25 protein-coding genes are annotated in these 25937 nt (G+C 65.3%); 15 read left to right on the top strand and 10 right to left on the bottom strand.

Annotated features, from left to right (window positions below; translation table 11 throughout):
* The first annotated feature begins 162 nt into the window (after positions 1–162).
* Positions 163–507, top strand: coding sequence for a hypothetical protein (locus tag AC07VH_RS12720; RefSeq protein WP_475416220.1), 345 nt, complete (start codon positions 163–165; stop codon positions 505–507).
* Between the two features lie 6 nt (positions 508–513).
* On the opposite strand, the gene AC07VH_RS12715 is transcribed toward AC07VH_RS12720, so the two are convergent.
* Together AC07VH_RS12715 and AC07VH_RS12710 are read right to left on the bottom strand one after the other, a co-directional pair.
* Positions 514–1665: a GGDEF domain-containing protein gene (locus tag AC07VH_RS12715; RefSeq protein WP_494788080.1), complete on the bottom strand. Its 1152-nt coding sequence runs from the start codon at positions 1663–1665 to the stop codon at positions 514–516.
* 37 nt (positions 1666–1702) lie between these two features.
* A complete protein-coding gene (locus AC07VH_RS12710) occupies positions 1703–1978 on the bottom strand; it encodes a hypothetical protein (RefSeq protein WP_077402750.1) in 276 nt (91 codons plus the stop codon).
* A 165-nt stretch (positions 1979–2143) separates the two neighbouring features.
* Between AC07VH_RS12710 and AC07VH_RS12705 the strand changes: the two genes are divergently transcribed.
* Both AC07VH_RS12705 and AC07VH_RS12700 read left to right on the top strand, forming a co-directional pair.
* Entirely contained in the window at positions 2144–2914 is a 771-nt protein-coding gene (locus AC07VH_RS12705) for a spermine/spermidine synthase domain-containing protein (protein WP_475416222.1), read from the top strand.
* A gap of 153 nt (positions 2915–3067) precedes the next feature.
* Positions 3068–5953: a bifunctional diguanylate cyclase/phosphodiesterase gene (locus AC07VH_RS12700; RefSeq protein ID WP_489627989.1), complete on the top strand. Its 2886-nt coding sequence runs from the start codon at positions 3068–3070 to the stop codon at positions 5951–5953.
* A 16-nt stretch (positions 5954–5969) separates the two neighbouring features.
* Here the strand turns inward: AC07VH_RS12700 and AC07VH_RS12695 are convergent, their stop codons facing one another.
* The 5 genes from AC07VH_RS12695 to AC07VH_RS12675 form a co-directional block, all read right to left on the bottom strand.
* Positions 5970–6194: a hypothetical protein gene (locus AC07VH_RS12695; protein ID WP_489627990.1), complete on the bottom strand. Its 225-nt coding sequence runs from the start codon at positions 6192–6194 to the stop codon at positions 5970–5972.
* Positions 6195–6216: 22 nt separating this feature from the next.
* Complete coding sequence (locus tag AC07VH_RS12690; RefSeq protein ID WP_070304341.1) at positions 6217–7098, bottom strand: LysR family transcriptional regulator; 882 nt, start codon at positions 7096–7098, stop codon at positions 6217–6219.
* A gap of 81 nt (positions 7099–7179) precedes the next feature.
* Positions 7180–7797 carry a PAQR family membrane homeostasis protein TrhA gene (gene trhA / locus AC07VH_RS12685; RefSeq protein WP_070222989.1) on the bottom strand — a complete coding sequence of 206 codons (618 nt, stop codon included), beginning with the start codon at positions 7795–7797 and terminating at the stop codon, positions 7180–7182.
* 136 nt (positions 7798–7933) lie between these two features.
* Complete coding sequence (locus AC07VH_RS12680) at positions 7934–9421, bottom strand: NYN domain-containing protein (RefSeq protein WP_494788079.1); 1488 nt, start codon at positions 9419–9421, stop codon at positions 7934–7936.
* 111 nt (positions 9422–9532) lie between these two features.
* Positions 9533–10675, bottom strand: coding sequence for a dienelactone hydrolase family protein (locus tag AC07VH_RS12675; protein WP_494788078.1), 1143 nt, complete (start codon positions 10673–10675; stop codon positions 9533–9535).
* A gap of 214 nt (positions 10676–10889) precedes the next feature.
* Between AC07VH_RS12675 and AC07VH_RS12670 the strand changes: the two genes are divergently transcribed.
* Positions 10890–11261, top strand: coding sequence for a flagellar basal body protein (locus tag AC07VH_RS12670; RefSeq protein ID WP_489627994.1), 372 nt, complete (start codon positions 10890–10892; stop codon positions 11259–11261).
* Positions 11262–11286: 25 nt separating this feature from the next.
* Here AC07VH_RS12670 and AC07VH_RS12665 read toward each other — a convergent pair whose 3' ends face one another.
* Positions 11287–11886, bottom strand: coding sequence for a TetR/AcrR family transcriptional regulator (locus AC07VH_RS12665; RefSeq protein ID WP_494788077.1), 600 nt, complete (start codon positions 11884–11886; stop codon positions 11287–11289).
* Positions 11887–12026: 140 nt separating this feature from the next.
* Between AC07VH_RS12665 and AC07VH_RS12660 the strand changes: the two genes are divergently transcribed.
* The 3 genes from AC07VH_RS12660 to AC07VH_RS12650 are packed head-to-tail and all read left to right on the top strand — an operon-like array spanning position 12027 to position 14887.
* Positions 12027–13088 carry a sugar phosphate isomerase/epimerase family protein gene (locus AC07VH_RS12660; protein ID WP_489627996.1) on the top strand — a complete coding sequence of 354 codons (1062 nt, stop codon included), beginning with the start codon at positions 12027–12029 and terminating at the stop codon, positions 13086–13088.
* Between the two features lie 12 nt (positions 13089–13100).
* Positions 13101–13961, top strand: coding sequence for an alpha/beta fold hydrolase (locus AC07VH_RS12655; RefSeq protein ID WP_494788076.1), 861 nt, complete (start codon positions 13101–13103; stop codon positions 13959–13961).
* Positions 13958–14887: an alpha/beta hydrolase gene (locus AC07VH_RS12650; protein WP_494788075.1), complete on the top strand. Its 930-nt coding sequence runs from the start codon at positions 13958–13960 to the stop codon at positions 14885–14887. The genes AC07VH_RS12655 and AC07VH_RS12650 overlap by 4 nt, the downstream gene beginning before the upstream one ends.
* A gap of 54 nt (positions 14888–14941) precedes the next feature.
* Here AC07VH_RS12650 and AC07VH_RS12645 read toward each other — a convergent pair whose 3' ends face one another.
* Together AC07VH_RS12645 and AC07VH_RS12640 are read right to left on the bottom strand one after the other, a co-directional pair.
* The gene (locus tag AC07VH_RS12645; RefSeq protein ID WP_494788074.1) at positions 14942–15478 is read right to left on the bottom strand and encodes a molybdopterin-dependent oxidoreductase; all 537 of its coding nucleotides are present in this window, start codon (positions 15476–15478) and stop codon (positions 14942–14944) included.
* A 30-nt stretch (positions 15479–15508) separates the two neighbouring features.
* Positions 15509–17503, bottom strand: a complete 1995-nt coding sequence (locus tag AC07VH_RS12640; protein ID WP_494788073.1) for a TonB-dependent receptor plug domain-containing protein — start codon at positions 17501–17503, stop codon at positions 15509–15511.
* 270 nt (positions 17504–17773) lie between these two features.
* Between AC07VH_RS12640 and AC07VH_RS12635 the strand changes: the two genes are divergently transcribed.
* From AC07VH_RS12635 to AC07VH_RS12600, 8 genes are all read left to right on the top strand, one after another.
* Positions 17774–18598 carry an IclR family transcriptional regulator gene (locus AC07VH_RS12635; RefSeq protein ID WP_494788072.1) on the top strand — a complete coding sequence of 275 codons (825 nt, stop codon included), beginning with the start codon at positions 17774–17776 and terminating at the stop codon, positions 18596–18598.
* Positions 18599–18649: 51 nt separating this feature from the next.
* The gene (locus tag AC07VH_RS12630) at positions 18650–19804 is read left to right on the top strand and encodes an acyl-CoA dehydrogenase family protein (RefSeq protein WP_034782861.1); all 1155 of its coding nucleotides are present in this window, start codon (positions 18650–18652) and stop codon (positions 19802–19804) included.
* Positions 19805–19815: 11 nt separating this feature from the next.
* A complete protein-coding gene (locus AC07VH_RS12625; RefSeq protein WP_494788071.1) occupies positions 19816–21354 on the top strand; it encodes a class I adenylate-forming enzyme family protein in 1539 nt (512 codons plus the stop codon).
* A gap of 60 nt (positions 21355–21414) precedes the next feature.
* Positions 21415–22581, top strand: a complete 1167-nt coding sequence (locus AC07VH_RS12620; RefSeq protein ID WP_494788070.1) for an ABC transporter substrate-binding protein — start codon at positions 21415–21417, stop codon at positions 22579–22581.
* A 99-nt stretch (positions 22582–22680) separates the two neighbouring features.
* Positions 22681–23553, top strand: coding sequence for a branched-chain amino acid ABC transporter permease (locus tag AC07VH_RS12615; RefSeq protein ID WP_035817692.1), 873 nt, complete (start codon positions 22681–22683; stop codon positions 23551–23553).
* On the top strand, positions 23550–24524 hold the full coding sequence (locus AC07VH_RS12610; protein ID WP_494788069.1) for a branched-chain amino acid ABC transporter permease: 975 nt from the start codon (positions 23550–23552) through the stop codon (positions 24522–24524). The genes AC07VH_RS12615 and AC07VH_RS12610 overlap by 4 nt, the downstream gene beginning before the upstream one ends.
* Positions 24517–25230: an ABC transporter ATP-binding protein gene (locus AC07VH_RS12605; protein ID WP_494788068.1), complete on the top strand. Its 714-nt coding sequence runs from the start codon at positions 24517–24519 to the stop codon at positions 25228–25230. The genes AC07VH_RS12610 and AC07VH_RS12605 overlap by 8 nt, the downstream gene beginning before the upstream one ends.
* Positions 25223–25924: an ABC transporter ATP-binding protein gene (locus AC07VH_RS12600; RefSeq protein ID WP_494788067.1), complete on the top strand. Its 702-nt coding sequence runs from the start codon at positions 25223–25225 to the stop codon at positions 25922–25924. The genes AC07VH_RS12605 and AC07VH_RS12600 overlap by 8 nt, the downstream gene beginning before the upstream one ends.
* Positions 25925–25937 lie beyond the last annotated feature (13 nt).

Below are 25937 nucleotides of genomic sequence, written 5' to 3'. Positions count from 1 at the left end.
CGCGCCTGGCCCGCTGTTCAATCACTTTGCCACAGCGCACCTGCTTGCTACCAGTAACTATAGTCCCTTTGGTAACATGCCGTTGCAATTTCCTTGTCTTTTTACTGCCTGAAAGCGTCATACTGCAGGGCACGCCCTCCCGCCACCGACCAAGGACACACCATGAAACGAGCAAGCAGCGCAGCCGTGCGCACCGTATTCGCCATCTTCGCGGGCAGCCTGCTGTGCGCCGCCGCGCACGCGGACACACCGCCAGCGCCGCCAACGCAGGTTGACGCGAACTGGGCCTCCCCGCCCGCGCCCGCCGCGCAGGCACGCTGGCAAGACAGCCTGCCGCCCGCGCCGCCCGTGCAACCACGCGAAGAAAATATCCTGCCCAAGAGCGAATGGATCACCGTCGAGCCGATGAAGGCGCCGGACCGGCGCTGCGATCCCGGCCTCGATGCGCTGTTCTTGCCCAAGGAATGCGGCAAGGAACCCAGCTGGCTGGGCTCGCGCAAGAAATAATCCGGTTTAGATATCGAGGGTGCTGGCGCCCTGCGCCTCCACCACCCTGTTGCGGCCCGCCTGCTTGGCCGCCTGCAGCGCCTCGTCGGCCCGCTTGAACAGGCTGACGGTGCTGTCTTCGGCGCGGATGGTGGTCACGCCCAGGCTGGCCGTCAGCTGCAGCACGGCGCGCTCCGTCTTGACGGGCAGCGCCTCGACGGCGGCGCGGATGCGCTCGGCCACCATCAGCGCATCGGCCAGGGTCGTGCGCGGCAATTGGATGGCGAATTCGGCGCCGCCCAGGCGGCCCATCAGGTCGCTGTCGCGCAGCTGCTGCCGGCACGTGTCGACGATGGTTTTCAGCACCGCATCGCCCACCGGATGGCCATAGCTGTCGTTGACTCTTTTGAAGTGGTCGATATTGAGCACCACCAGCGCCGTCGGCAAGCCGGGCCGGCGCGCCAGCGCCATCCATGGCGCCAGCGCCTGGTAAAAGCCGCGCCGGTTCGGCACGCCCGTGGCCGCGTCCAGCACTTCCAGGCGCGCCAGTTCGCCGCCCAGTTTTTCGCGCGACAGCAGCAGGTAGCCGAAGGCGTTCGTCAGCATCATCAGGTACAGGGCGCCGAAGCCGGCCAGCTGCATCAGCTCCGCATCGAAACCGGGCACGGCGGCGGCGAGCACGCCGCGCGCGGCGATCAGCAGCGACAGGATACCCATGCTGACGACGAGGAAGCGGCGCAGCATGCTCGCCTCGCGCCATTTCAGACACAGCGCGGCCACGCCAGCGAGGAAAAAGCCGGCCACGATGAGCGAACCGCCGGCGCTGCGCAGCAGCGGCGCCACGTCGAACAGGTAGCAGGCGGCAAACAGCCCGATCGCCGCGCCCAGCGCCGGCAATATGTAGCGGCGCCAGCCGCTGCGCCCGGCCGCCTGCCACAGCGCGCCCGCGTCCAGCGCCATGCCCGCAAACAGCAGGCCGTTGCCAAGCAGGATGGAGAGGAAATCGGGCAGCACGCCGCGGAAATACAGCAGGCACCAGGCCACGGCCTGGCATTGCTTGGCCACCGCCCAGGTGGACATGCTGAGCGACTTCTTGCGCTCGTATTCGAAGAAGAACAGGGCCGCGCACAGGCTCAGGTTGCCGAGCGCCAGGGCCAGTACCAGGGTCTTGATATCCATGGGCTACGCCATCGCCGCGCCGCCGCGGCACGCTGTGTCAGATTTCGTGTTCGACATTCGTGCTGCCGTCGCCGATCTTGCTGGCCCACGCCTGCACGAAATACTGCTTCTCCACTTCGCTGGGCGCTTCGTGCCAGAACACGATGAGGGTACCCTTGTGGTCGTGGATCTGCGCCACTTTTTCAATGAAGCCGAGATTGGCGGCCTGGTCCGCCAGCGCCGCCGCGTAGCCGTACACGCGCGTCAGCCGCTCGATGCGGTCAGGCTCCGTAAAACTGTTCGTCGCCGTAATAATGGGGTGATCCAAAAACATGCTTGTCTCCATGGTGCCCGACTGCGCGGCCGTGCCGCCGCGCGCCATATACATAGTATACGCAGCATGCTCGGCGCGGATTAATCGGGTATGCTCACGGGAGCTTATCAGATTTCTCTGAATGCAACAAAGCATCTCCCCCAGTCCACTCAGCGAAGTCGTCCCATGCCGGAAAACAGAAGCACCACCCCGCTTGCCCCGCAGGTGCATACCTGTGGCGACCGGCGCCGCCTGGAATTCCAGCCAGGCATGATCCAGAGCGAAATGCTGCTGTCGCGCCCCGACCATCTGCTGCTGCGCTATGCGCGCGCCATGATGTGCTTTACCCTGTTCGTGCCGCGTCCCCGGCACATCCTGATGGTGGGCCTGGGCGGCGGTTCGCTGCTGAAATTCTGCCACCGCCACCTGCCCGACACCCGTATCACGGTGCTGGAATTGCGCGCCGACGTGATCGCCCTGCGCGAGCAATTCATGCTGCCGCCCGACGACGCGCGCCTGCGCATCATCGAAACGGATGCCGTCAGCTATATCCGCCAGCATCCGGGCTGCGCCGACGTGCTGCTGCTCGACGGCTACGACGAAACGGGCTTGCCGCCCGCCCTCGGCAGCGCCCGCTTCTATGCGGACTGCCTGCGCACGCTGCTGCCCGGCGGCGTGCTGGTGGCCAACCTGTTCAGTTATGACGAGCACTATCCCGCCATGCTGGCGCGCCTGATGCTCACCTTCCGCGGCGCCGTGTGCCACTTCGACGACATCGCCGGCAACAACCGCATCATCTTCGCCGCCAGGCCGGACAAGCTCGGGGCGGGCCGGGCCCTGCGCGTCGTGCGCCTGGTGCGCTGGCGCCGCGCATGCGGCCTGGCTTGCCTGAACCGGCTGCTGCCGGCATGGCAGTTGTGGCGCTTGCGCCGGCAATCAGGCGCACGCGACAACTGATAGTCGCCCGCCATGGCCATAGATATTGTTGCTTATTAGCAGCGATCTGGTGCAAAATTCGCATGATGGATGTGGTTTATGACAAACTACGGCCTGCGCGGGCCCGCAGGTGCTGCCGAGCAATTGTGTCCATGAAGTGAGATAGGAAAACCCATGCTGCGTGGCCGCCTGCCATTGTCGATTTCCGCCGCGGCCGCGCTGACCTTCGCCTGCGGCGTCAGCGTGACGGCCGTGCTGTTCGCCGCCATCAGCCAGCTCGAATACGACAAGATGAGCCTGAGCCTGCAGCAGCGCGCCGGCGCCAGGGTGGCCGCCATCGAGCAGGGGCTCGATGACGCCGTCGAGGTGCTGACGACGACGAACCAGCTGTTTGCCGCCGTCGTGCCCGTCACGCGCGAGCAGTTCCACGCCTTCACCACGCCGCTGCTGCAGCGCCACCCGTTCATCCAGGCCTTCAATTTCCACCGTATCGTGCCGCATGCCCAGCGCGATGCCTTCGAGGCCGAGCTGCGGCGCATCGCACCCGATTACGCCATGACGGAAATGCGCGATGGCGTCATCGTGCCCGCGACGACGCGCGCCAGCTATCTGGTGGTCGATTACCTCGAACCCTTGCAGGGCAACCGCCCCGCCTTCGGCCTGAACGTCAGCCCGAACGGCGTGCTGGCGCGCGCGCTGGAGCAGGCCATCATCAGCGGCCAGACCACCGCCACCGGCCTGCTGGCCCTGGCGCAGGGACCGCAGCAGGGCTTCGTCATCGTGCGTCCCGTGTACCGCCACGGCGTGCCGCTGCAAACGGTGCAGCAGCGGCGCGCGGCACTGATCGGCGATACGGCGGTCATCGTGCGGGCCGGGGAACTGGTGCAGAAGATCCTCGCCGGCGCCGACCTGCTGGGCGACCCGCAGCTCGAACTGAGCGTCTACGCCGACGCCGGCGCCGACCCGCGCCAGATGATCTTCCGGCATGGCCAGGCGCCTGTAGACGAAGCGGGCGGCGCCTGGGAATCGCTGCCGCGCTGGCTGCAATTTGCCTACCACAGCCACTATGACCGGGCCTTCGTTTCCGCCGGCCGGCCGTGGCACGTGCGCGTGGTGGCCCATCCGCGCCCCTTCCTGGCCGACCACCTGGGTTCCCTTTTCACGCTGATCATGGGTTTGCTGTTCAGCATGCTGACGGCCGCCTTCGTGCAGTCGCTGACGCAGCGCTCGCGCCGCGTGCAACTGCTGGTGGAGCAGCGCACGGCCGACCTCAAGCGCAGCAACGAGCTGCTCAGCGCCGACGTGCGCGCGCGCCAGCGCACCGAACGCGCCCTGCAGGAAAGCGAAAAGCGCTTCCGCCGCCTGCTGGCCCTGTCCTCGGACTGGTACTGGGAACAGGACGCCAACTTCTGCTTCACCCACATCACCAGCGGTTTCACGGACAAGTCGAACATGCCGCTGGAACGCTTCATCGGCATGACGCGCTGGGACAACAACCCGGAAATGCGCAATTCGCGCTGGGGCAAGCAGCATATCGCCAAGCTGGAAGCGCACCTGCCCTTTTCCAACCTCGAATATGCGATGCAGGACCGCGACGGCCAGCTGCGCTGGTTCAGCATCAATGGCGAACCGCTGTTCAACGAGCTGGGCGAATTTCGCGGCTACCGGGGCACGGGTTCCGAAATCACGGAGCGCAAGCTGGCCGAGCAGCAAATCCAGCACATCGCCCACCACGACGTGCTGACGGGCTTGCCCAACCGCGCCCTGCTGCGCGACCGCCTGGCGCAAGCGATGGCCCTGTCGCGCCGCAAGAACCGCGCCTTATGGGTGCTGTTGATCGACCTCGACCGTTTCAAGTTCGTCAACGACAGCCTGGGTCACAAGGCCGGCGACCTGCTGCTGAAAACCATCGCCACGCGCCTGCAGGCCAGCCTGCGCGAGACCGATACGGTGGCGCGCCTGTCGGGCGACGAATTCGTCGCCATCCTGTGCGAACAGGCCGACGAGGTGCTCAGCGCCGCCATCGTGCAGCGCGTGATGGATGCCGTGGCCCAGCCGGTACTGTTGGATGGCAAGGAATTCTTCGTCACCTGCAGCATCGGCGTGGCCGTCTACGACATGTCGCGCTACGACGCCCCCGGCGACGTAACCCTGAATGGCGAGACGCAGAACCTGATCGAGCAGGCCGACATCGCCATGTACTGCGCCAAGAAACAGGGGCGCAACAACATCAAGTTCTATACGACGGCCATGAACCAGGCCACCCTGGAGCGCCTGCGCATCGAGACGGCGCTGCGCAACGCGCTCGAACGCGAGCAGTTCGTGCTGCATTACCAGCCGCAGGTGGACCTGGCCAGCGGGCGCATCGTCGGCGTGGAAGCGCTGCTGCGCTGGCAGCACCCGGACCTGGGCATGGTGGCGCCGCAGCGCTTCATCGCGCTGGCGGAAGATACGGGCCTGATCGTGCCGATCGGCGCCTGGGTCATGCGCGAGGCGTGCGCGCAGGTGAAACGCTGGCATGCGGCGGGACTGGACACGCTGCGCCTGGCCGTGAACCTGTCGGCGCGCCAGTTCAACGAGCCGAACCTGGTCGCCTCGATCGCCGAAGTGCTGCTGGAAACGGGCCTGCCGCCCGCCTGCCTGGAACTGGAACTGACGGAAAGCCTGTTCATGCACGACGTGGCGCTGGCCGTCAGCCAGCTGCACGACATGAAGGCGCTGGGGGTGCAGCTGTCGATCGACGACTTCGGCACCGGCTATTCCAGCTTCGCCTACCTGCGCACCTTCCCCATCGACGTGCTGAAGATCGACCGCAGTTTCGTCGGCGACGTGGCGCGCGACGCGGACGACGCGGCCATCGTCGTCTCCATCATCGCCCTGGCGCACAACTTAAAACTGCGCGTGGTGGCCGAAGGCGTGGAAACGGCCGAGCAGCTGGACTACCTGCGCCAGCACGGCTGCGACGAGGCGCAAGGCTATTACTTCAGTCACCCGCTGCCCGCGCACGAGGTGGAACTGCTGCTGCGGGCCGAAACGAAGGAAGTGAACGCCGCGGCCTGACGCGCGTGCGCGCAGGCTAGCCCGCCGGCAGCCTGGCGAGCAGCGCCAGTTCCTTCCAGTCGTCAGCGAGGCCGGCTGCCGCCAGAAACTCCGCCACGCCCTCGCTGGCGTCGATGTCGGGCGCGCTGCCCGGCTTGGCCCACAGATTGTCGCATTCGGTGCAAACGACCACCTCCTGCCCCGTCTTTCTGACTTTCGCAAGAATCAGGTCGCCGTATTCGCCGCAGGTAGGACACTCCATTTCCGTCTCCTTCATGCCCGGCCTACAGCTTGTGCTGCAGGAACTCGAGAAAGCAGCTGATGCGCTGCGCCAGCTGCGTGTTTCGGTAGTAGACGGCGTGGATCTGCTGGCGGTAGCCCGTGTAGAACGGCTGCAGCACTTTCACCAGGCGGCCGGCGGCGATATCGTCCTTCGTCATGAAATCGGACAGGCAGACGATGCCCTGGTCGTGCAGGGCCAGCTGGCGCAGGGTTTCGCCGCTGGAGGCGGCCAGCGCGGGCACGATCTGCAGGCTGTTGCCCGCTTCGTGGCGCAGCGGCCAGTTGTTGCCCAGGTCGTACTGGGCAAAGCCCAGCAGCGCATGGCCGGACAGCGCTTCCGGGGTAGCTGGTTCGCCGTGGCGCGCCAGGTAGGCGGGCGTGGCCAGCACGTGCAGCGGACTGGCAGTCAGGGCGCGCGCATGCAGGGTCGAGTCGACCAGGGCGCCGATGCGGATGGCGATATCGGTGCGGTGCTCGAGCAGGTCGGCGATCTGGTCGTTGCTGGTCAGCTCCAGGCGGATGTCCGGGTACATGGCGCGAAATTCGGCCACGTGGGGCACCACGCAATGGAGCATGAAGGGCGAGGCGGCATCGACGGACAGGCGCCCGGCCGGTTTCTGGCGGCGGATGCGGATCGACTCTTCCACGTCCTCCATCGAGGCGAGGATGGCGCGCGCCTTGTCCAGGAACAGCTGCCCCTCTTCCGTCAGCTCCATGCGCCGCGTGGTGCGCGTCAGCAGCGACGTGGCCAGCTTGTCTTCCAGGCGCGACAGGGCGCGGCTGACGCCCGACGTGGTTTGCCCCAGGTGCACGGCGGCCGCGCTCAGGGTGCCGCTGTCGATGACGGTGACGAAAATTTTCAGGTCGTCCGAATTGATATCCATTGCTGCCTTATTGTTGCCTGCATTTCACATATTCCGCCATTATAATGGAATCATGGCAACAGTGAGAGCAAGCAGGCAACGTCAGGCAACGTAGAACAAAATGGCGATAAAATGGCAGCTGCTGCCGGCCAGCACGAACAGGTGCCAGATGCCGTGGCCATGGCGCAGCTTGTGGTCGGTGGCATAGAAAGCGATGCCGCCCGTGTAGCACAGCCCGCCCGCCACCAGCCACAGGAAACCGTTCCACTCGAGCGCCGCCAGCAGCGGCTTGATGCCGATGACGATCAGCCAGCCCATGGCCACGTAGATCACCAGCGACAGGATGCGCGCGCCTTTCGCATACACATATTCCTGCACGATGCCAAACAGCGCAAGGCCCCAGACGACGCCGAACAGCGACCAGCCCCACGGCCCGCGCAGGGTCACCAGCATGAAGGGCGTGTAGGTGCCCGCGATGAGCAGGTAGATGGCGCAATGGTCGAGCCGCTGCAGCACGGCCTTGGCCTTGCCGCGCACGCTGTGGTACAGGGTGGACGTCAGGTACAGGGTCAGCAGCATGGCCGCATACACGCTGCAGCTGACGATTTTCCAGGGATCGCCCGTGCGGGCCGCCGCGACGATCAGGATGACGCCGCCGATGGCCGCCAGCGCGGCGCCCACCGTATGGGAAATGCTGTTGAACCGTTCACCGTGGTACATGCTTGACCGCCCGCTGCGTTAAAAACAGGCTCATCCTACACGCTTGGGGAGATCGGGGTGCGCGGTTTGCGCAAGGCAGGCACAGGAAAAGCCGGGGCGCATGCGATTGCCGCCCCGCTTGTTCCTGCTCAAACTATCAAGCCGCTTCCGCCTTCTTGCGCGCGGGACGGCGCGCCGGGGTCTTGCGTGGCGCCTTGACCGGCTTGTCTTCCGCCACGACGGCCACTTCCACCGGCGCCGCCTCAATCACAGGTGCCGCTTCCGCCACGGCGTCGGCCGCCTTCCTGGCCGGCTTTTTCGCCGCTGCCGTCTTGCGCGCCGGCGTGCGCGGCTTGGCCTTCGGCTTCGCTTCGGCGGCGGTTTCCACAACGGCCTCGGCTACTGGCTCGGGCACCGGTTCAGGCGCTGACGCCACTTCGACCACCTCGGCGCGCGCTTCGCGGGCGCCATCGCCATTCTTGCGGCCGCCACGGCCATTGCGGCGCGAACCACGCTTGGCGTTGCCCTCTTCCGCTACGACCTCGACTGCGGCTTCGGCCACTTCATGCACCACCTCCGGCTGCGGCGCGGGCGCATATTGATCGACGACGGTTGTTTCGGCGTCGGCCACCGGCACGAAAGCCTGTGGCGCGGACTCGCCGCGGCGCTGATCGCTCTGCTTGCGGCCGCCACGGCCGTTGCGGCGCGAATCGCGGCGGCTGCCGCCTTCGCGGTGACTGCCCTCTTCCGCCGTCGCGCCCGTCTCGCCGGCGACGATGGCTTCGCTGGAAGCTTCCCCGTTCACGGGCGCAGCGACAGGCACCAGGCCGCTGCTGCGGTAGACATAGGCGCCCGATTTCTCGTCGCGGCCAAATTCCAGCAAGCCGCGCGCCTGCGCTTCTTCCAGCAGGTTGCCGAAGGTGCGGAAACCGTAGTAGGACTCGCTGAAGTCCGGCTTGCGGCGCTTGATCGCCTCCTTCAGCATCGAGGCCCAGATCTTGCCGCTGTCGCCCCGCTCGGACACCAGCGCGTCGAAGGTGGCGACGGCCATTTCGATCGCTTCCGTCTTGCGCGACTCGTATTTTTCCTTGCGGCGCACTTCTTCGTCGGGCGAACGCTTGGCCGCCGGGGTTTCGCGCGCGTCGCGCTTGGCGGCCGTGCGGCGGCTCTCGCGCACCAGGTCGTCGTAGAAAATGAATTCGTCGCAGTTCGCCACCAGCAGGTCGGAAGTCGACTGCTTGACGCCCACGCCGATCACCTGCTTGGCGTTTTCGCGCAGTTTCGACACCAGCGGCGAAAAGTCGGAATCGCCGCTGATGATGACGAAGGTGTTCACGTGGGCCTTGGTGTAGCACAGGTCCAGCGCATCGACGACGAGGCGGATGTCGGCCGAATTCTTGCCGGACTGGCGCACGTGGGGAATTTCGATCAGCTCGAAGTTCGCCTCATGCATGGTGCCCTTGAAGCTTTTATAACGGTCCCAGTCGCAATAGGCCTTCTTGACGACGATACTGCCCTTGAGCAACAAACGTTCCAGGATGGGTTTGATGTCGAATTTTTCGTAATTTGCATCTCGCACGCCGAGCGCGACGTTCTCGAAGTCGCAAAACACGGCCATGCTGAGGTTTTCTGGGGATGACGCCATAAGGGTGAATTCTCGCTGATGATAAGGGCGGACGGGAAGCGCAACGCCTCCCTTTTCGCCTAGTATATTCGCCCATCCCCCGTTTCGGCGACAACTATCGTGCGCGGCGGCCTATTGCGCGCCGCCGGCGGCGCTCGCGCTGGCGCCGGCGACCGGCCAAACGACGCTTTCATCGACCGAATACAGCTGGCATGGCAGGCTGCTGCGGCGCTGGCAGGAAGCGAGCGCGCGCACATCGGGACTTTCGCCCTCCTCGGCCCAGCCCCAGGCGCCGCTGGCCGACAAGGCAAAGGCGCGCGGCGCGGTTTTCTCCAGGAAGTCGCGGTAGGCGGCGCGGCCCTGCTCTTCCAGGTAGGGCACGGCGGCGATATCGTCCTGCGGCGCGAAATGCGTGGCGGGCGGCGACGGCGCATCGGCCACGCGGTAGACCTGGCGCACCGGCATGCCGATCTTCTGCAGGAAGCGCTCGGTGGCGGGCAGCCACACGGCCACCCCGTCGCGGCTGCCCAGGGTCAGGTGGGCGTCGCGCTTGAACGGGCCATACGCCAGCAGTTGCGCCCGGCCGCCTGAACCGGTAAAGGAATTGAACAGCCGCCGCGCCAGCGCCGGCGAAAAGTACGAGTCATTCGCGCCATACAGCCACAGGCTGGGAATGTGGTTGTAGGCGCCCAGGGTGGCAAAGGACTTGGCCAGCGCTCCTTGCCAGTCGCAGCCGGGCATGTCCACGCGCAAGCCGCCGGAAAAATTGAGCACGCCGCGCACGCCGGGCAGCACCCGGGTGGCCAGCGCCAGCGCCGCCATGCCGCCATACGACTGCCCCGCGACGACGATGCGCTGCGGATCGACCCAGCCCTGGCGGCGCGCATACGCCAGCGCGGCGAGCATGTCGCGCGCCTGGCCCTGGGCGTTGCCCAGCATGTCGCAGCCGAAATCGCGGTAAGCGCCCGTGGAGCGCGCAAAACCGGCGCGCATGGGCAGCATCACGGCATAGCCGCGGCGCACGAACTCGGTCGCCATATAGATGAAGCGCTCGCGCTGCTGCAGCCGGGCCGGGCCGGTCTGCTTGCCGTGGTTCATCAGCAGCAGGGGAAACGGGCCGGGGCCGGGGGGGCGGAACACCGTCGTTTCCAGCGTTTCGCGCAAGCCATCGCCCGCCGGCACCATGATCACCTGCTCGTTCAGGCGCGCATCGAGCGGTAGCTGCGAGGGAACAAGCTGGGCTTTCAGGGGCAGGCAAAGCAGGCTGAGCAGCATACCCAGCGAAATGGGGCGAAGCAGGTGGAAAATGGCGCACTCCGTGGATGACTTCCCTGCCAGTCTAGACAGTGAAGTAGCACAGAACAATATAAAAAAATTACGTGACGCACATATTTTTTGCGGCAACCACCTGCGGAAAAAAATTATTGCCTTGCACCAACCAATTTTCCGTCTGGCGGGAGTAAACTGGAAGCCTTCTGAAGGAGCCGCCATGTCCATCTCCGCCCTCACCACCGGTACCTCGGGGCTGACCGCCAACCAGCGCGCGCTGGATGTGGCCGCCAACAATATCGCCAACGCGAATACGCCGGGCTTCCAGCCGCAGTCGGCCGATTTCCAGGAAGCCAGCCCGGCCGGCACGGGCGTCACCCTCTCGGTCGAAGGGCGCAAGCTGGCCGCCAGCGAAAGCGTCAGCGGCGCCAATGCGACCGCGGCCAAGGCGGCCGAAAGCCGGCCGAACGGCGTGGGCCTCGCTTCCGAACTGACGGATAACCTCGTCTACAAGGCCGGTTTCAACCTGTCGGCGAACGTCGTCAAGGCGGCCGACCAGGCACTGGGCAGCCTGATCGACGTCAAGACCTGAACACAGTGACTATCGGCAAGATAGTCTAGTTTTTCATTTCCAGCGCCAATGGCGCCATCGCCGGCGTGATCAGCGCCAGCAGCCGTTCGGCGGGAATGCCGTCGCGCGCCTGCACCGACAAGCCATGCAGCAAGGCCGCATAGTAGTCGCCCAGCGCCTGCACGTCGGCTTCCCCTTTTAATTCCCCTGCCAGTTGCGCCGCGCGCAGGCGCTCGATGACGGCTTGCGTGCGCGCGCGGCGGTGCTGCGCCAGCCAGTCGGCGATGCCCGCGTTTTCCGCGCTCGTGTTCGTGGCGGCCGTGACCACCATGCAGCCTTGCGGCTGGCCGCTGCGCGTATACAGCAGCACGGCTTCTTCCAGCATGCGCGCCACCGCGTCGCGCACGTTCAGGCTGGCCGCCAGCGCGTGCACGGCAAATGCGCCGTCTCCCGTTTCGTACAATTCCACGGCTTCGCGGAACAGCTGCTCCTTCGAGCCGAACGCCGCGTAGATGCGCGCCGAGGCGATGCCCAGCGCCGCCACCAGGTCGGCCATCGACACCCCCTCGTAGCCGCGCGTCCAGAACGCGTCGCGCGCCTTTGCCAGCGCCAGCGCGCGGTCGAATTCCCTCGGTCTTCCTGCCATCTTGATCCTCTGCTTGCGAAGTGGCGGCCAGTATAACGCCTGGCGCCCACGGCGCGTTCGCGATTTATTTTGCATCCCGGGCTTGACCGCGCCAAGAATTTCGCCTATTCTTTGTCGATCGACAAACAATAGGAGCCGATATGAAAACCATCCAAGGACCAAGCCTGCACCTGGCACAATTCGCCGCCGACACGGCGCCCTTCAACACCCTGCCCGCCATCGCCGAGTGGGCGGCAGGCATGGGCTTCAAGGCCCTGCAGATCCCCGCCTGGGATGCGCGCCTGTTCGACGTGGCACAGGCCGCGCACAGCCAGCAATACTGCGACGACCTGGTCGCCATGCTGGCCAGCCATGGCCTGGTCATCAGCGAACTGACGACGCACATCCTCGGCCAGTTGGTGGCCGTGCACCCGGCCTACGACGCGCTGTGCGACAGCTTCGCCCCGGCACATCTGCACGGCCAGCCGGCCGCGCGCACCGAGTGGGCCATCGAGCAAGTGAAACTGGCGGCCATGGCGTCGAAACGCCTGGGCCTGACCGACATGGGCACGTTCTCCGGCTCGTTCGCCTGGCCCTACCTGTTCCCGTTCCCGCAGCGCCCGCCCGGCCTGATCGAGGCGGCCTTCGACGAACTGGCACGCCGCTGGCTGCCCATCCTCGACGTGTGCGAGGAACAGGGCATCAACCTGTGCTACGAAATCCATCCCAGCGAAGACCTGCACGACGGCATCAGCTTCGAGATGTTCTACGAGCGCGTGGGCCGCCACCCGCGCTGCAAGATGCTGTTCGACCCCAGCCACTTCGTGCTGCAGCAGCTGAACTACCTGGAATTCATCGACATCTACAAAGACCATATCCGCATGTTCCATGTGAAGGATGCGGAGTTCAATCCGACGGGGCGGCAAGGCATCTACGGCGGCTACCAGTCGTGGGAAAACCGCGCCGGGCGTTTCCGTTCGCTGGGCGACGGCCAGGTCGACTTCAAGGCCATCTTCTCGAAGATGGCGCAGAACGACTACGCGGGCTGGGCCACGCTGGAATGGGAATGCTGCCTGAAGGACCAGGAAGTGGGCGCGCGCGAAGGCGTGGCCTTCATCAATGCCCACATCATTCCCGTGACCGACAAGATCTTCGACGACTTCGCCGGCGCCCCCGTCAGCGCACAACAGATCAATACCCTGCTCGGCATCGAGCATCACTAATCAAGGAAACATATGAACGACTTCATTCACGACTACGTCCGCATCGACGGCCAGCGCCTGCATTGCGTCATCGCCGGTCCCGGCACCGGCAAACCCGTGCTGCTGATCCCCGGCTGGCCGCAAACCTGGTATGCGTGGCGCCACGTGATGGCGGCGCTGGCCGCCAGCGGCTACCAGGCCATCGCCATCGATCCGCCGGGCAGCGGCCATTCGAGCCGCCCGGCCGATGGCTACGATACGGGCACCATTGCCGCCACCCTGCATCGCGCCATGCTGGCCCTGGGCCACACGCAGTACGACGTGGTTGGCCACGACATCGGCATGTGGGTCGGCTACGCGCTGGCCAGCGACTTCCCGCAGGCAGTGACGAAACTGGCGCTGACGGAAGCCGTGATTCCCGGCCTGGCCCCGGCGCCGCCGATTTTCGTCGCGCCGTCGGATAACATCTTCCTGTGGCACTTCATGTTCAACCAGGTGCTCGATTTGCCGGAAATGCTCACGGCGGGCAAGGAACGCGAATACATCCGCTTCATCCTTGACCGCTGGTCCTACCGCCGCGACAAGGTGGCCGTCGACGTGTATGCGGACGCGTATGCCACGCCGGGCGCGCTGCGCGCCGGCTTCGCCTACTACCGGGCGATTCCGGAAACCATCCGGCAAAACCTCGAGCGGGCGAAGACGCGCCTGGCCATGCCGGTGCTGGCCATCGGCGCCGACCACGCCACCAACGACGCGCCGCTGCTGACCATGCAGGGCAAGGCGGACATCCTGCAAGGCGCCATCGTTGCCGAATGCGGCCACTTCATCATGGAAGAACAGCCGGAAGCGTTCATCGCCCACCTGCTGCCGTTCCTGGCCGGAGAGCCCGCATGAGCCTCGATCCGCTGATCGCCGCCTGGCTGGAACAGACCAGGGATGCGCCGCCGCCCGCCTCGCTGGCGGAGCTGCGCGTGGCCACGGAAACGGGACTGCGCCAGCTGCAAGGGCCATTGGAAGACGTCGCGTCCGTCACGGATTACGTGCTGCCGGGCGAGCATGCGCTCACCGTGCGCGCCTACGTGCCCGCCGGCGCGGACACGGAGCAGCCCTTGCCGGCCATCGTCTTCGCGCATGGCGGAGGATGGTGTCTGTGCTCGCTGGAGCTGTACGACAATCCCTGCCGCGCGCTGGCCAACGCCACCGGTTGCGTGATCTTTTCCGTCGACTACCGGCTGGCGCCCGAGCACAAGTTTCCCGTGCCGCTGAACGACTTTTACGGGGCCCTGTGCTGGGTCGCCGAGCAGGCGGAGATGCTGGGCATCGATGCGAAACGGCTGGCCGTGGGCGGCGACAGCGCAGGCGGCAACCTGGCGGCGGCCGCCGCCCTGATGGCGCGCGACCAGGCGGGACCCGCGCTGGCGCACCAGTTGCTGCTGTACCCGGCGCTCGATTTTTCCTTCGACACGCCGTCCTACCAGCGCTATGCGGAAGGCCATTCGCTGACGCGGGAAGCGATGCGCTTTTGCTGGTCGGCCTACCTGAACGAGCCGGCTGACGGCGCGCAGCCCTACGCGGCGCCCCTGCAGGCCGCGTCGCTCAAGGACCTGCCGCCGGCGACCGTGCTGGTATGCGAATACGACCCGCTGCACGACGAAGGCGAAGCCTATGCGCGGTATTTGCGCGACGACGGCGTGGCGGCGCAATGCGTGCAGCTCGACGGCATGATCCATGCATCGATACACATGCTGGGCCTGACGCCAGCGGCGCGCGGCTTGTTCGACGTGGCGGGCAAGGCCATGCGGCAAGCGCTGGCGGCATAGAAAAAACGCGCCGGGGATGGCTCCACGGCGCGTTTTTTTAGTATCAGCTGCGCATCACTCCACCAGCTTGCGCACCTCGATGGCGTTCAGCCACTTCACATGGCGCGGACCCGTGCGGATATCCTTGGCCGAGATGAGGGCGATTTCGCCATCGCTGTCGTCGAGGGCCTTGCCGTTTTTTTCATAATAGACGATCACGCCCTCGCCGGCCGGCGCGTTATACAGCTCGCCCCAGGAAAACACCACCGCATAGCCATCGGTGGCCGTGGCGATGATGGCGAGCTTCTTGACGTCGTTGTGGCCGGGCGCGTCCAGCGCCGCCTTGTCGAGGATGTCGCGCAGGCGCACGCCCTTGTAACTGGTGATGGTTTCGGCCTTGTCGCCATTGTGGCGCGTGACGGCAATCTCTCCGCCATTGGCCGGCGGCAGCTGGCGCAGGCCGGCCACCGTCAGGGTCAACGGCGCTGCCACCTTGCCCGTCACGGTGAGCGCGTGGCTCATATTCGCGCGCGCCGGCGCCGGGCCGGCCCATGCGGGGGCCGCCGCCAGCAGCGCCGCCGAAACGAGGTTCGTCAGTATGGTCTTCAACATGCTGTGTCCTTTCATGGAACAATCAAAAAATCAGAACTGGTACTGCGCATTGGCCAGCCAGGTGCGGCCCGCGCCGGGAAAACCGTCGGCCAGCGCGTAGTTGCGGTCAGCCACGTTGTTCACGCCCGCTTCCAAGGTCAAGGCCGGCAGGGGGCGGTACACGGCCTTCAGGTTCACTGCCGCAAAGCCGCCCAGCTCCAGCGTGTTCGAGACCCAGCGCCCGCTGTTCGCTTCCGCGATGGCCACCACGTCGACCTGGCGCGCCGCGTGCAGCACGGCGTGCGCCGTCAGCTTGTGGCGCGGCACGTCCGTCAGGCGGATGGCGCGGTCGCTGACGTTCTTCATCTCCGTGTACGTGTAATTGCCGCCGAAATCGAGCCAGGCGCCGGCGCGGCCGCGCACGCCCAGCTCCACGCCGCTGATGTGCGCCCTGCCCGCGTTGCGCATCTGCGAACGCACGCCCGCCACGTTCGCCACGCTCTGGATCTTGTCCTTCACGTCGCTGTAGAACAGCGCCGCTTCCAGGCTGGCACCCTGCATGCTTCCTTGATACCCCAGCTCGTAATTCATCGCCTGCTCGGCGCGCAAGGCCGGGTTTTCGATATACGTGCCCAGGCGCTGCGAGTAGCGGTCCTTCAGGGTCGGCAGGCGCGACTTGCGCGCCACGGTGGCATACACGCGCGAGTCAAGACCGGTCTTGTGGAACAATCCCGCCTGCAGGTCGGTGGCCGATTGATTATCGGGCAAGGTGTAGGCATTGCCGGCGCTGTAGACCGTGTCCGGACGCAGTGCGTTGCGCGAGGCGCCCAGCGACAGTTCCGTCGCCGCATTGAGGGCGATGCTGTCTTCCGCGCCCAGGGTCCACAGCGCGTCCTTGTACCAAGTGGTGCGCACGCCCTTGCCATCGCGTTCCTGGTGCTCGTCGGCCTTGTAGCTGGCCACAAGGCGCAGGCTGTGCGCGGCCAGGCGGAACGATTCGAGCTCCACCGCGCCGCCATTCGTGCGGTCGTTATAGATGCTGCTCCCGCCGCTGACGCTGCCCTGGCCGCTGGTCTTGATGGTGCTGTAGCTGCCATTGGTGAACGAGGTGATTTCATTGTCATAGCTGTCGTGGTACAAGCGCAGTTTCAGGCGTTCCTGCCGGCCCAGGCGCGTCTGCGAGACGAGATACACGCTTTCCTTGTTCCAGTATGGCCATTGCCAGTAGCGCGCGCCAACGGGATTCGTCGATGGCGGCTGGCCCTTTTCGCCATGCTGCTTGTAGTAACTGAGCGCATACTCGTCGCCCGCCTGCGCACCATCGGGCGTGTAGCCCACCTTGAACGACAGCTTGTGGTCCTTGCGATAGGCGTTATTGCGCATGCCGCCGCCTTCCGTGGCCGTGGGACGGAAGTCCGACGACAGAGGAAAGCCGTCGCTGTCGATATACGACACGCCCGCCTGCAGATACCACAGGCCCTGGTTCGTGCCCGCGTTGGCCGACACCTGGCGCTCGCTGCCCGAACCGAATCCCACTGACGCATCGCCTTCCATCAAAGCCGTCGGTTTGCGCGACACCAGGTTGATGGCGCCGCCCAGGGTATTGGCGCCGTAGGCCACGGAACTGAAGCCCTTGGCCACCTGGATGGCGGCCAGGTCGGACGTCGTGAAGCGGTTGAAATCGACGTAGCCGTCATACGGCACGTAGACGGGAATGCCGTCGATGTACAGCGGCACCTGGCGCGCATCGAAGCCGCGGATGGCCACGGTTTTCTCGTTGCGCGCATTGGTCGACAGCGACACGCCGGACAGCAAATTCAATGCGTCGCCCACGTTGTCGCGGTTAAAGCGGCGCATCTCGGCGCGGCTCACTTGCGCGCCCACCTGCTGTTCCATCTGGCCTGCCTGTTCACGCTGGCCTACCACCGTCACCGTGCCCAGCACGAACGCCGCCGCCTCATCCTTGCCGCTTGTCTGCTGCGCCTGCGCCATCTGCGCCAGCGCCAGCATCACGGCGCCTGCCATTACCTGTTTCACCATCGTCATCTTGCTCTCTTCCGTTATATATCGTCTTATATAGCGATATGCAAAAAAAGCGGCCACGCATGCGGCGGCCGTCATCCAACGGCGCAATATACAGATGTATATAGCGATACTCAAGCGGCAAGGGCAAAAGCCCTCGCGCAAGTCAATTCCTCACGTTTTTTTCATGCACTGCAGCATTTCGCTGTGCGAACGAATGTTTCACAAAACGATTGACATGCAGGATGCGGCTAGGCAAACTGATTTCCAGGGAGTTCGAAAATGAATGCAAATATGACAAATATTCAGGCCGCAACGGATCCGGAAATCATCGTCTTCGGCGATGACGAGGAAGGCAAGGACCGCCAGTTCGTCAACGCGCTGGCGCGCGGCCTGGAAGTGCTGCGCTGCTTTCGTCCCGGCGAAATCTATCTGTCGAACGCGGACATGGCCAAGCGCACGGGCATCCCCAAGCCCACCATTTCGCGCCTCACCTACACCCTCACCAAACTGGGCTACCTCAATTATTCGGACAACCTGGGCAAGTACCAGCTGGGCGCCGGCGTGCTGGCCCTCGGCTACCGCATGCTGTCGAACCTCGACGTGCGCAAGATGGCGCGTCCGCTGATGGAGGAACTGGCCGAACATGCGCAGGCGTCCGTGTCGCTGGGTACGCGCGACCGCCTCAGCATGGTCTACGTGGAAACGTGCCGCAGCAGCGCCAACGTCACCCTGCGCCTCGACGTCGGCTCGCGCATTCCCCTGATGACGACGGCCATGGGCAAGGCCCTGCTGTGCATCCTGCCGCAGGCCGAACGCGACTACCTGATGGACCACGCCAGGGTACATGAGACGGAGCGCTGGCCGCGCATCAAGGCCGGCATCGAGCAAGGCTTCAAGGATTACCAGGACCGGGGCTTTTGCATCTCCGCCGGCGAGTGGCAGAACGACGTGCATGCCGTGGGCGTGCCCATGCTGGGAGCCGACGGCGAACAGGTGATGGCCTTCAATTGCGGCGGCCCCGCCTTCCTGCTGTCGCGCGAAAAACTCGAATCCGACCTGGGACCGCGTCTGGTCGCCCTGGTCAAGACAGTGGAAAAAAACCTGGGCCGCGGTTAGACTGCGCGCCCCCTCTCAACGACAGATCAACTCAAAGCGCCGAGGAAACCGATGATACGCGACGAAGAAACCCTGAACATCCTGCTCGACAGCATCGCCCGTTTCGTGCGCGAAGTGCTGGTGCCGAACGAGGCGCTGGTGGCCGAAACGGACACGATCCCGCCCGCCATCGTGGCGCAGATGCGCGAACTGGGCCTGTTCGGCCTGTCCATCCCGGAAGCCTACGGCGGCCTGGAACTGAGCATGGAAGAGGAAGTGCGCGTGGCCTTTGAAATCGCCCGCACCTCGCCCGCCTTCCGCTCGCTGATCGGCACGAACAACGGCATCGGTTCGCAAGGCATCGTCATCGACGGCACGGAAGCGCAAAAACAATACTATCTGCCCAAGCTGGCGGCCGGCGAGATCATCGGCTCGTTCGCCCTGACGGAAGCGGGATCGGGGTCGGATGCCGCCTCGCTGCGCACGACGGCCGTGCGCGACGGCGACTTCTATATCCTCAACGGCAGCAAGCGCTACATCACCAATGCGCCCGAGGCCAGCATCTTTACCGTCATGGCCCGCACGGACCCCGTCAAGCGCGGCGCCTCGGCCATCTCCGCCTTCATCGTGGAAAAGGATACGCCAGGCCTTTCCCTGGGCAAAATAGATAAGAAAATGGGCCAGCAAGGCGCGCATACCTGCGACGTCATCTTCGAAAATTGCCGCGTTCCCGCCGCGAACATCATCGGCGGCAAGGAAGGCGTGGGTTTCAAGACAGCCATGAAGGTGCTCGACAAGGGCCGGCTGCACATCGCCGCCGTCTGCGTGGGCGCGGCCGAACGCATGCTGGCCGACGCCCTGGCCTACGCGATGGAGCGCCAGCAGTTCGGCCAGCCCATCGCCGAATTCCAGCTGATCCAGGCCATGCTGGCCGACAGCAAGGCGGAAATCTACGCGGCGCGCAGCATGGTGCTCGACGCGGCGCGCCGGCGCGACAACAAGGAAGACATCTCGACGGAAGCGTCGTGCTGCAAGCTGTTCGCCTCCGAAATGTGCGGCAGAGTCGCCGACCGCTCCGTGCAGATCCACGGCGGCGCCGGCTACATCAGCGAATACGCGGCCGAACGCTTCTACCGCGATGTGCGCCTGTTCCGCATCTACGAAGGCACGACGCAGATCCAGCAGATCGTCATCGCCCGCAACATGATCAAGGCAGCGCAAAAGTGAAGGAGGCCGCGATGGACATTCCCGCCCTGCTGGCCCACTTGCCGGCGCGCCTGTCGGCCATCCCCGCCTACTGGGCGGCGCGCGCGCCGGACGCGCCCGCGCTGCATGAAGGGGGCCGCAGCTGGACCTACGCCCAGCTGCGGCACAGTGTGGACAGCGCCGCGCAGCTGCTGCGCCGACTGGACGTGCGCGCCGGCGACCGCCTGATGGTGGTGGGCGAAAACTGTGCGCTGCAGGTGGCGCTGATCTTTGCCGCCGCCAGCATCGACGCCTGGATCGTCAACGTCAATGCACGGCTGTCGGCGCGCGAGATCGACACCATCGCCATGCATTCCAGTGCGCGGCGCGTGCTGTTCCTGGCCGGCGCTTCGCCGGAAGCGGCCACGCATGCGGCGCGTCTGGGCGCGGCCAGCGCCACGGTCGACGGCATGGGCGAGCTGCTGGCGGGCGACTTGAACGAGGCGGCCATCGCGGAAGACACGGTGCCCGGCAACGAACAGGTGGCCGCGCTGATCTACACGACGGGCACGACGGGGCAATCAAAAGGCGTGATGCTCACGCACCGCAACCTGCTGTTCATCGCCGCCGTCTCCAGCACCCTGCGCGGCTTGAGCAGCACCGACCGCGCCTACGGCGTGCTGCCGATTTCCCACGTGTACGGCCTGGCATCGGTGGCCCTGGGCACCCTGTATGCGGGCGCCGCGCTGTACCTGGTGCCGCGCTTTTCCGTCGACGGCCTGCTCTCGGCCCTGAAGGACGACGGCTTGACCATCGTGCAGGGCGTGCCCGCCATGTACGCCAAGCTGCTGCAAACCCTGGGCGGCGCCGACACGCCGCTGCCGACCCGGCTGCGCTTTGCGTACGCGGGCGGCTCGCCGCTGGCGCCGTCGCTCAAGCGCGAGGTGGAGAAACTGCTGGGCACCGCGCTGCACAATGGCTACGGCATGACGGAAAGCGCTCCCACCATCAGCCAGACGCGCCTGGAAACGCCGCGCCGCGACGACTCCGTGGGCATGCCGATCCCCGGCGTGGAAGTACGCGTGGTCGACGTGGCCGGCAAGGACGTGGCGCCGGGCGAGCCGGGGGAACTGTGGATACGCGGGCCGAACATCATGGCCGGCTATTACCGCGAACCGGCCATGACGGCGGCCACCATGCGCGACGGCGGCTGGCTCAACACGGGCGACATGGCGCGCCAGGACCCGGACGGCGCCCTCTTCATCGTGGGCCGCACCAAGGAACTGATCATCCGCTCCGGCTTCAATGTGTATCCGCTGGAAGTGGAAACGGCGCTCAACGCCCACGCTTCCGTGGTGCAGTCGGCCGTCGTGGGACGCACCCTGGCCGATGGCAACGAGGACGTCATCGCCTACGTGGAGCTGGACCCGCGCCAGCCTGCCAGCGTGGCAGAATTACAGGCCTGGCTGGCGCAGACCCTGTCGCCGTACAAGTGCCCGTCCGCCATCATCGTCATGGAAGCGCTGCCGGCGGCCGCCACGGGCAAGATTTTAAAGGGGCAGCTGCGGCAAATGGCGCAGAATGCACGATAAGTTGACCATGCAGTACCAGACCCGACAATAAAACCAAGCCACATCACCGGAGGAGACACGATGAAACGCACCTACACACGCATCGCCATGGCAGCGCTGGTCGCCAGCGCCTGGATGGCGCACGCCAGCGCCGACGAATTCCTGGTCGGCGCGGAAATCCCGCTGACGGGCAACCTGGCGCGGGTCGGCGCCGGCATGCAGGAAGGGATCATGGTCGCGGCCGAGGTATTCAACAAGACCAACGGCAAGCACACCATCAAGATCATCACCGTCGACGACGAATCGGCGCCCGCCAAGGCCATCGCCGCCGTGGAAAAGCTGGCCAGCCAGGGCGTGGTGGCCATCACGGGCGGCTATGGCTCGAACAATATCTCGCCCGCCTCGGACACGGCGAATAAACTGGGCCTCGTCTACATCACCTCGGGCGGCGTGGACGACAGCCTGGTGACCAGCGGGCGCAAGAATTTTTTCCGCATCAATAACACGGCCGGCTACGAAAAAGCCATGCTGGGACTGCTGCAGGACGTGGGTGCAAAATCCGTTTCCATCGTGTATTCGACCAAGGACGCCACCACGGGCCTGGCGAAAGACGTGGAAAAGGCCCTGGCCGCCAAGGGCGTGAAGGTGACGACGCACTCGTTCGACCCGGCGATCACGGACTTCAAGCCCATCATCAACAAGATCAAGCTGCAGGATAAATCCGAAGTGGTGGCCATGGTCGGCTACGAAAACGATTACGTGGGCATCATCCGCGCCGCCCGCGTGCTGAAACCGAAGATCAAGGCCATGGTGGGCGTGTGGTCGCTGGCCACGCCGAAGATGGCGTCCGACTTCCCCGACCTGATGCCGAACGTCTTCGGCACGGCCCTGCTGCCCTTCCCAACCGAATTCAAGACGGCCGACGGCAAGGCCTTCAGCGACGCCTACAAGCAGCTGTACAAGAAGGAGCCGGACTACCTGGGCCAGTTCGGCTATGTGCAGTCGATGCTGCTGTTCGAGGCGATCGCGCGCGCGGCCGACAAGGGCACGCTGAAGAAAGGCGGCGTGGCCGACGAGATGCGCAAGACGGACCGCGACACGCTGATCGGCCGGGTGCAGTTCGCCGCCAACGGCGACAACCAGAACTTCGTGCACCGCATGGCGCAGCACCAGGACAAGAAGGTGGTGATCGTCTGGCCGAAGGAACACGCGACGGGCAAGCTGGCCTATCCAGCCCTGCCCTGGTAACAGCAGCCTCCCGCTGCACACGCGCGTGTCCGCTGGGGCGCGCACCGATGAACGGCAGGCCGGTGCGCGATGCGCCGGCCTGCCTGACGGGATGACGACATGACAGAATTAATCTTGCAAGCCCTGTATTCGGGCTTGCTGCAGGGCGGCTCCTACGCCCTGATCGCACTGGGACTGGCGCTGGTGTTCGGCACCATGAAAGTGATCAACCTGGCGCACGGCGAACTGGTGCTGCTGGCCGCCTACATCGCCTACAGCGTGGAATCGGGCCTGGGCCTGGGCCCCATGTTCGCCATTCCCATCGCGCTGGTGATCGTCAGCCTGACATCGGTCGGCGTCTACCTGATCGTCAGCCGCATCAAGAAGGACCGCGAAATCAATTCGCTGATCCTCACCTACGGCATCGGCGTCATCCTCACCAATTTCATTTTGCTGGTCTGGAAGGCCGACATCCGCTCGACCTCGTCGAGCTGGCTGCAGGAAGGCTTCGAGATCGGCCCGTTTTTCAGCATGCGCAGCGAAGTGATCTTCTTTGGCGTCAGCCTGGTGCTGATGGCGGCCCTGTGGCGCTGGCTGTCGACCAGCTGGTATGGCCGCGCCGTGCGCGCCGTGTCCAGCAACCGCGACGCGGCCAAGCTGATGGGCATCGATCCGGGCCGCACGGAACTGGTCTCGTTCCTGGTCGCCGGCATCCTGGCCGCCTTCGCCGGCGTGGCCCTGTTCAGCTATGGCGTGATCCAGCCGGCCTACGGCGGCGCGCTGACGGTGAAAGCCTTCATCATCACGGTGCTGGCCGGCATCGGCTCGATACCCGGCGTGCTGCTGGCCGCCGTGCTGCTGGGCGTGGCCGAAGCGCTGACCGTCACCCTGGCCAGCTCCGCGCTGCAGGAATTGTCCGGCATGGTGCTGTTCCTGCTGGTGTTGTTCATCATGCCAAACGGCTTGTTCGGCGCACAACGGAGGCGCGGATGAAGCGCTCGACACTGATTTCAACGGCCGGCCTGCTGCTGGCCGCGTATGTCGCCGTGCCGCTGGCCTTGGGCGCAAACCAGTATGTGATGAGCATGGTGGTGGCGGCGCTGATCATCGGCGGCGTAGCCATGTCCTGGGCCCTGCTCGGTAATTTGGGCGGCATGGTCAGCTTCGGCCATGCCGCGTTCTTCGGCGTGGGGGCGTATGTCTCCGCGCTGGCCACCGTGAAACTGGGCTTGCCCGTGTTTGCCGCCATGCTGCTGGGCGGCGCGGGCGCGGCCATCGCCGCCGTCATCATGCTGCCCGTGCTGCGGCTGCGCGGGCCGTATTTTGCGCTGGCCATCCTCGCCTACGCCCACATCTTCCGCATCCTGGCCACGGAATGGAGTGCCGTGACGGGCGGCGCCGGCGGCATCAACAATATCCCGGCCTTGCCCACCGTCTTCGGCTTCGACCTGGCCAGCAAGACGGGCGCCTACCTGGTGGTGCTGACCCTGGTGGTGGCGTGCGCCTTTGCCTACGGCCGCATCCGCGCCAGCCATTACGGCATCGCCCTGCGCGCCATGCACGACAGCGAAGACGCCACGCGCGTCGTCGGCGTCAACAGCACCTTGCTGAAAGGCGCGATGCTGCTCGTGTCGGCCTTCATGGCGGGCCTGTTCGGCGCCTTCAACGCCCACTACATCAACTTCCTCGAGCCCGACTACGCCTTCAACAGCCTGTGGGTGACTTTGCCGATCGTGGCGGCCATCTTCGGCGGCTACCGCACCATACTCGGCCCCGTGCTGGGCGCCGTCGTGGTCTACCTGGTCGACCAGCTGATCTTCAAGTCGCTGATCCCCACGGGTCACCAGCTGGTGCTGGGCGTGCTGCTGGTGGCGATGATCGTCTTCAGTCCGAACGGCTTGCTGCCGCTGCTGCAAAAATGGCTGAAAAACATGTTCAAAGCGAAGGAGAAAGCACATGCTTGAACTCGATAATGTGTCCGTGCGCTTCGGCGGCCTGACGGCCGTCGATTCCGTCACCTTAAAAGTGGGCAGCCACGACGTGATCGGCCTGGTGGGCGCGAACGGCGCCGGCAAGACCACCCTGTTCAACGCGATTTCCGGGCTGGTGCGCCCCACCAGCGGCGGCATCCGCTTCGAGGGGCGCGACATCATGGCCACTCCCATGTACCAGCGCGCCCGCCTGGGCTTGGGCCGCACCTTCCAGATCCCGCAACCGATGCATGAATTGACGGTGCGCGAAAACCTCGTCGTGGCGCAGCGCTTCGGCACCGGCAAGGTGGACATGCGCAAGATCGATGAAATCCTCGATTTTACGAGCCTGGCGGACAAGGCCGGGCGCGACGCGGCCAGCGAACTGGCGCTGACGGAACTCAAAGCGCTGGAAGTGGCCAAGGCGCTGGCCACCAATCCGAAATTGCTGCTGTTAGATGAAGTGCTGGCCGGCCTGGAAACAAACGGCAAGCGCCGCTTCATGGGCATGCTCAAGGATTTGCATGCCGCCTTTGGCGTGGGCATCGTCATGATCGAGCACGATATCGAGACCATCAGCAATCTGTGCCAGCGCGTGGCCGTGCTCAATTTTGGCCAGCTGATCGCCGACGGCACGCCGGATGCCGTCTTCCGCGATCCGGCCGTCATCGAAAGCTATACGGGAGCAGCGCATGCTTAACATAGAAAATCTGCGCGCCGGCTATGGCGCCATCAATGTGCTGTGGGACGTGTCGCTGTCGATCCAGAAGGGCAAGCTGACCACCATCATCGGACCGAACGGGGCCGGCAAGACGACCCTGCTGCGCGCCATCATGGGTTTGCTGCCCGTGGGCGCGGGCAGCATCGCGCTCGACGGCGTGGCCATCAACGGCACGCCGACGTGGAAGATGAGCGACGCGAGGGTCACGATGATCCCGGAAGGCCGCATGACATTCCGCGACATGAGCGTGGAAGAAAACCTGATCATGGGCGCTTTTCCGAAGGAGCACCGCAGCCACATGCCGGCGCGCCTGGCCGAAGCCTACGCCATGTTCCCGCGCCTGCACGAGAGGCGCCGCCAGCTGGCCGGCTCGCTCTCCGGCGGCGAGGCGCAGATGCTGGCGATGGCGCGGGGCTTGATGTCGGACCCGTCATTATTGATCATCGACGAACCGTCGCTGGGCCTGGCCCCGCTGGTGGTCAATGAGCTGTTCGAGATCCTCGCGCGCCTGAACGACGGCAAGCGCACCATCATTTTAGTGGAGCAGAACACGGCGCGCGCCGTCGGCGTGGCCGACCACGTCTACCTGATGCAAAGCGGTAAGGTGGCGCTGTCGCAGGCGGCGGTTGATGTCGACCTCGAACATCTGCACGCACTGTATTTCGCGCGCTGAGCGGCCTGCGGCC

It is taken from the genome of Janthinobacterium sp. GW821-FHT03C10, from assembly GCF_059420865.1.
Note: the sequence above shows the minus strand (reverse complement) of the source record. Positions and strands in the feature narration are given on the sequence as shown.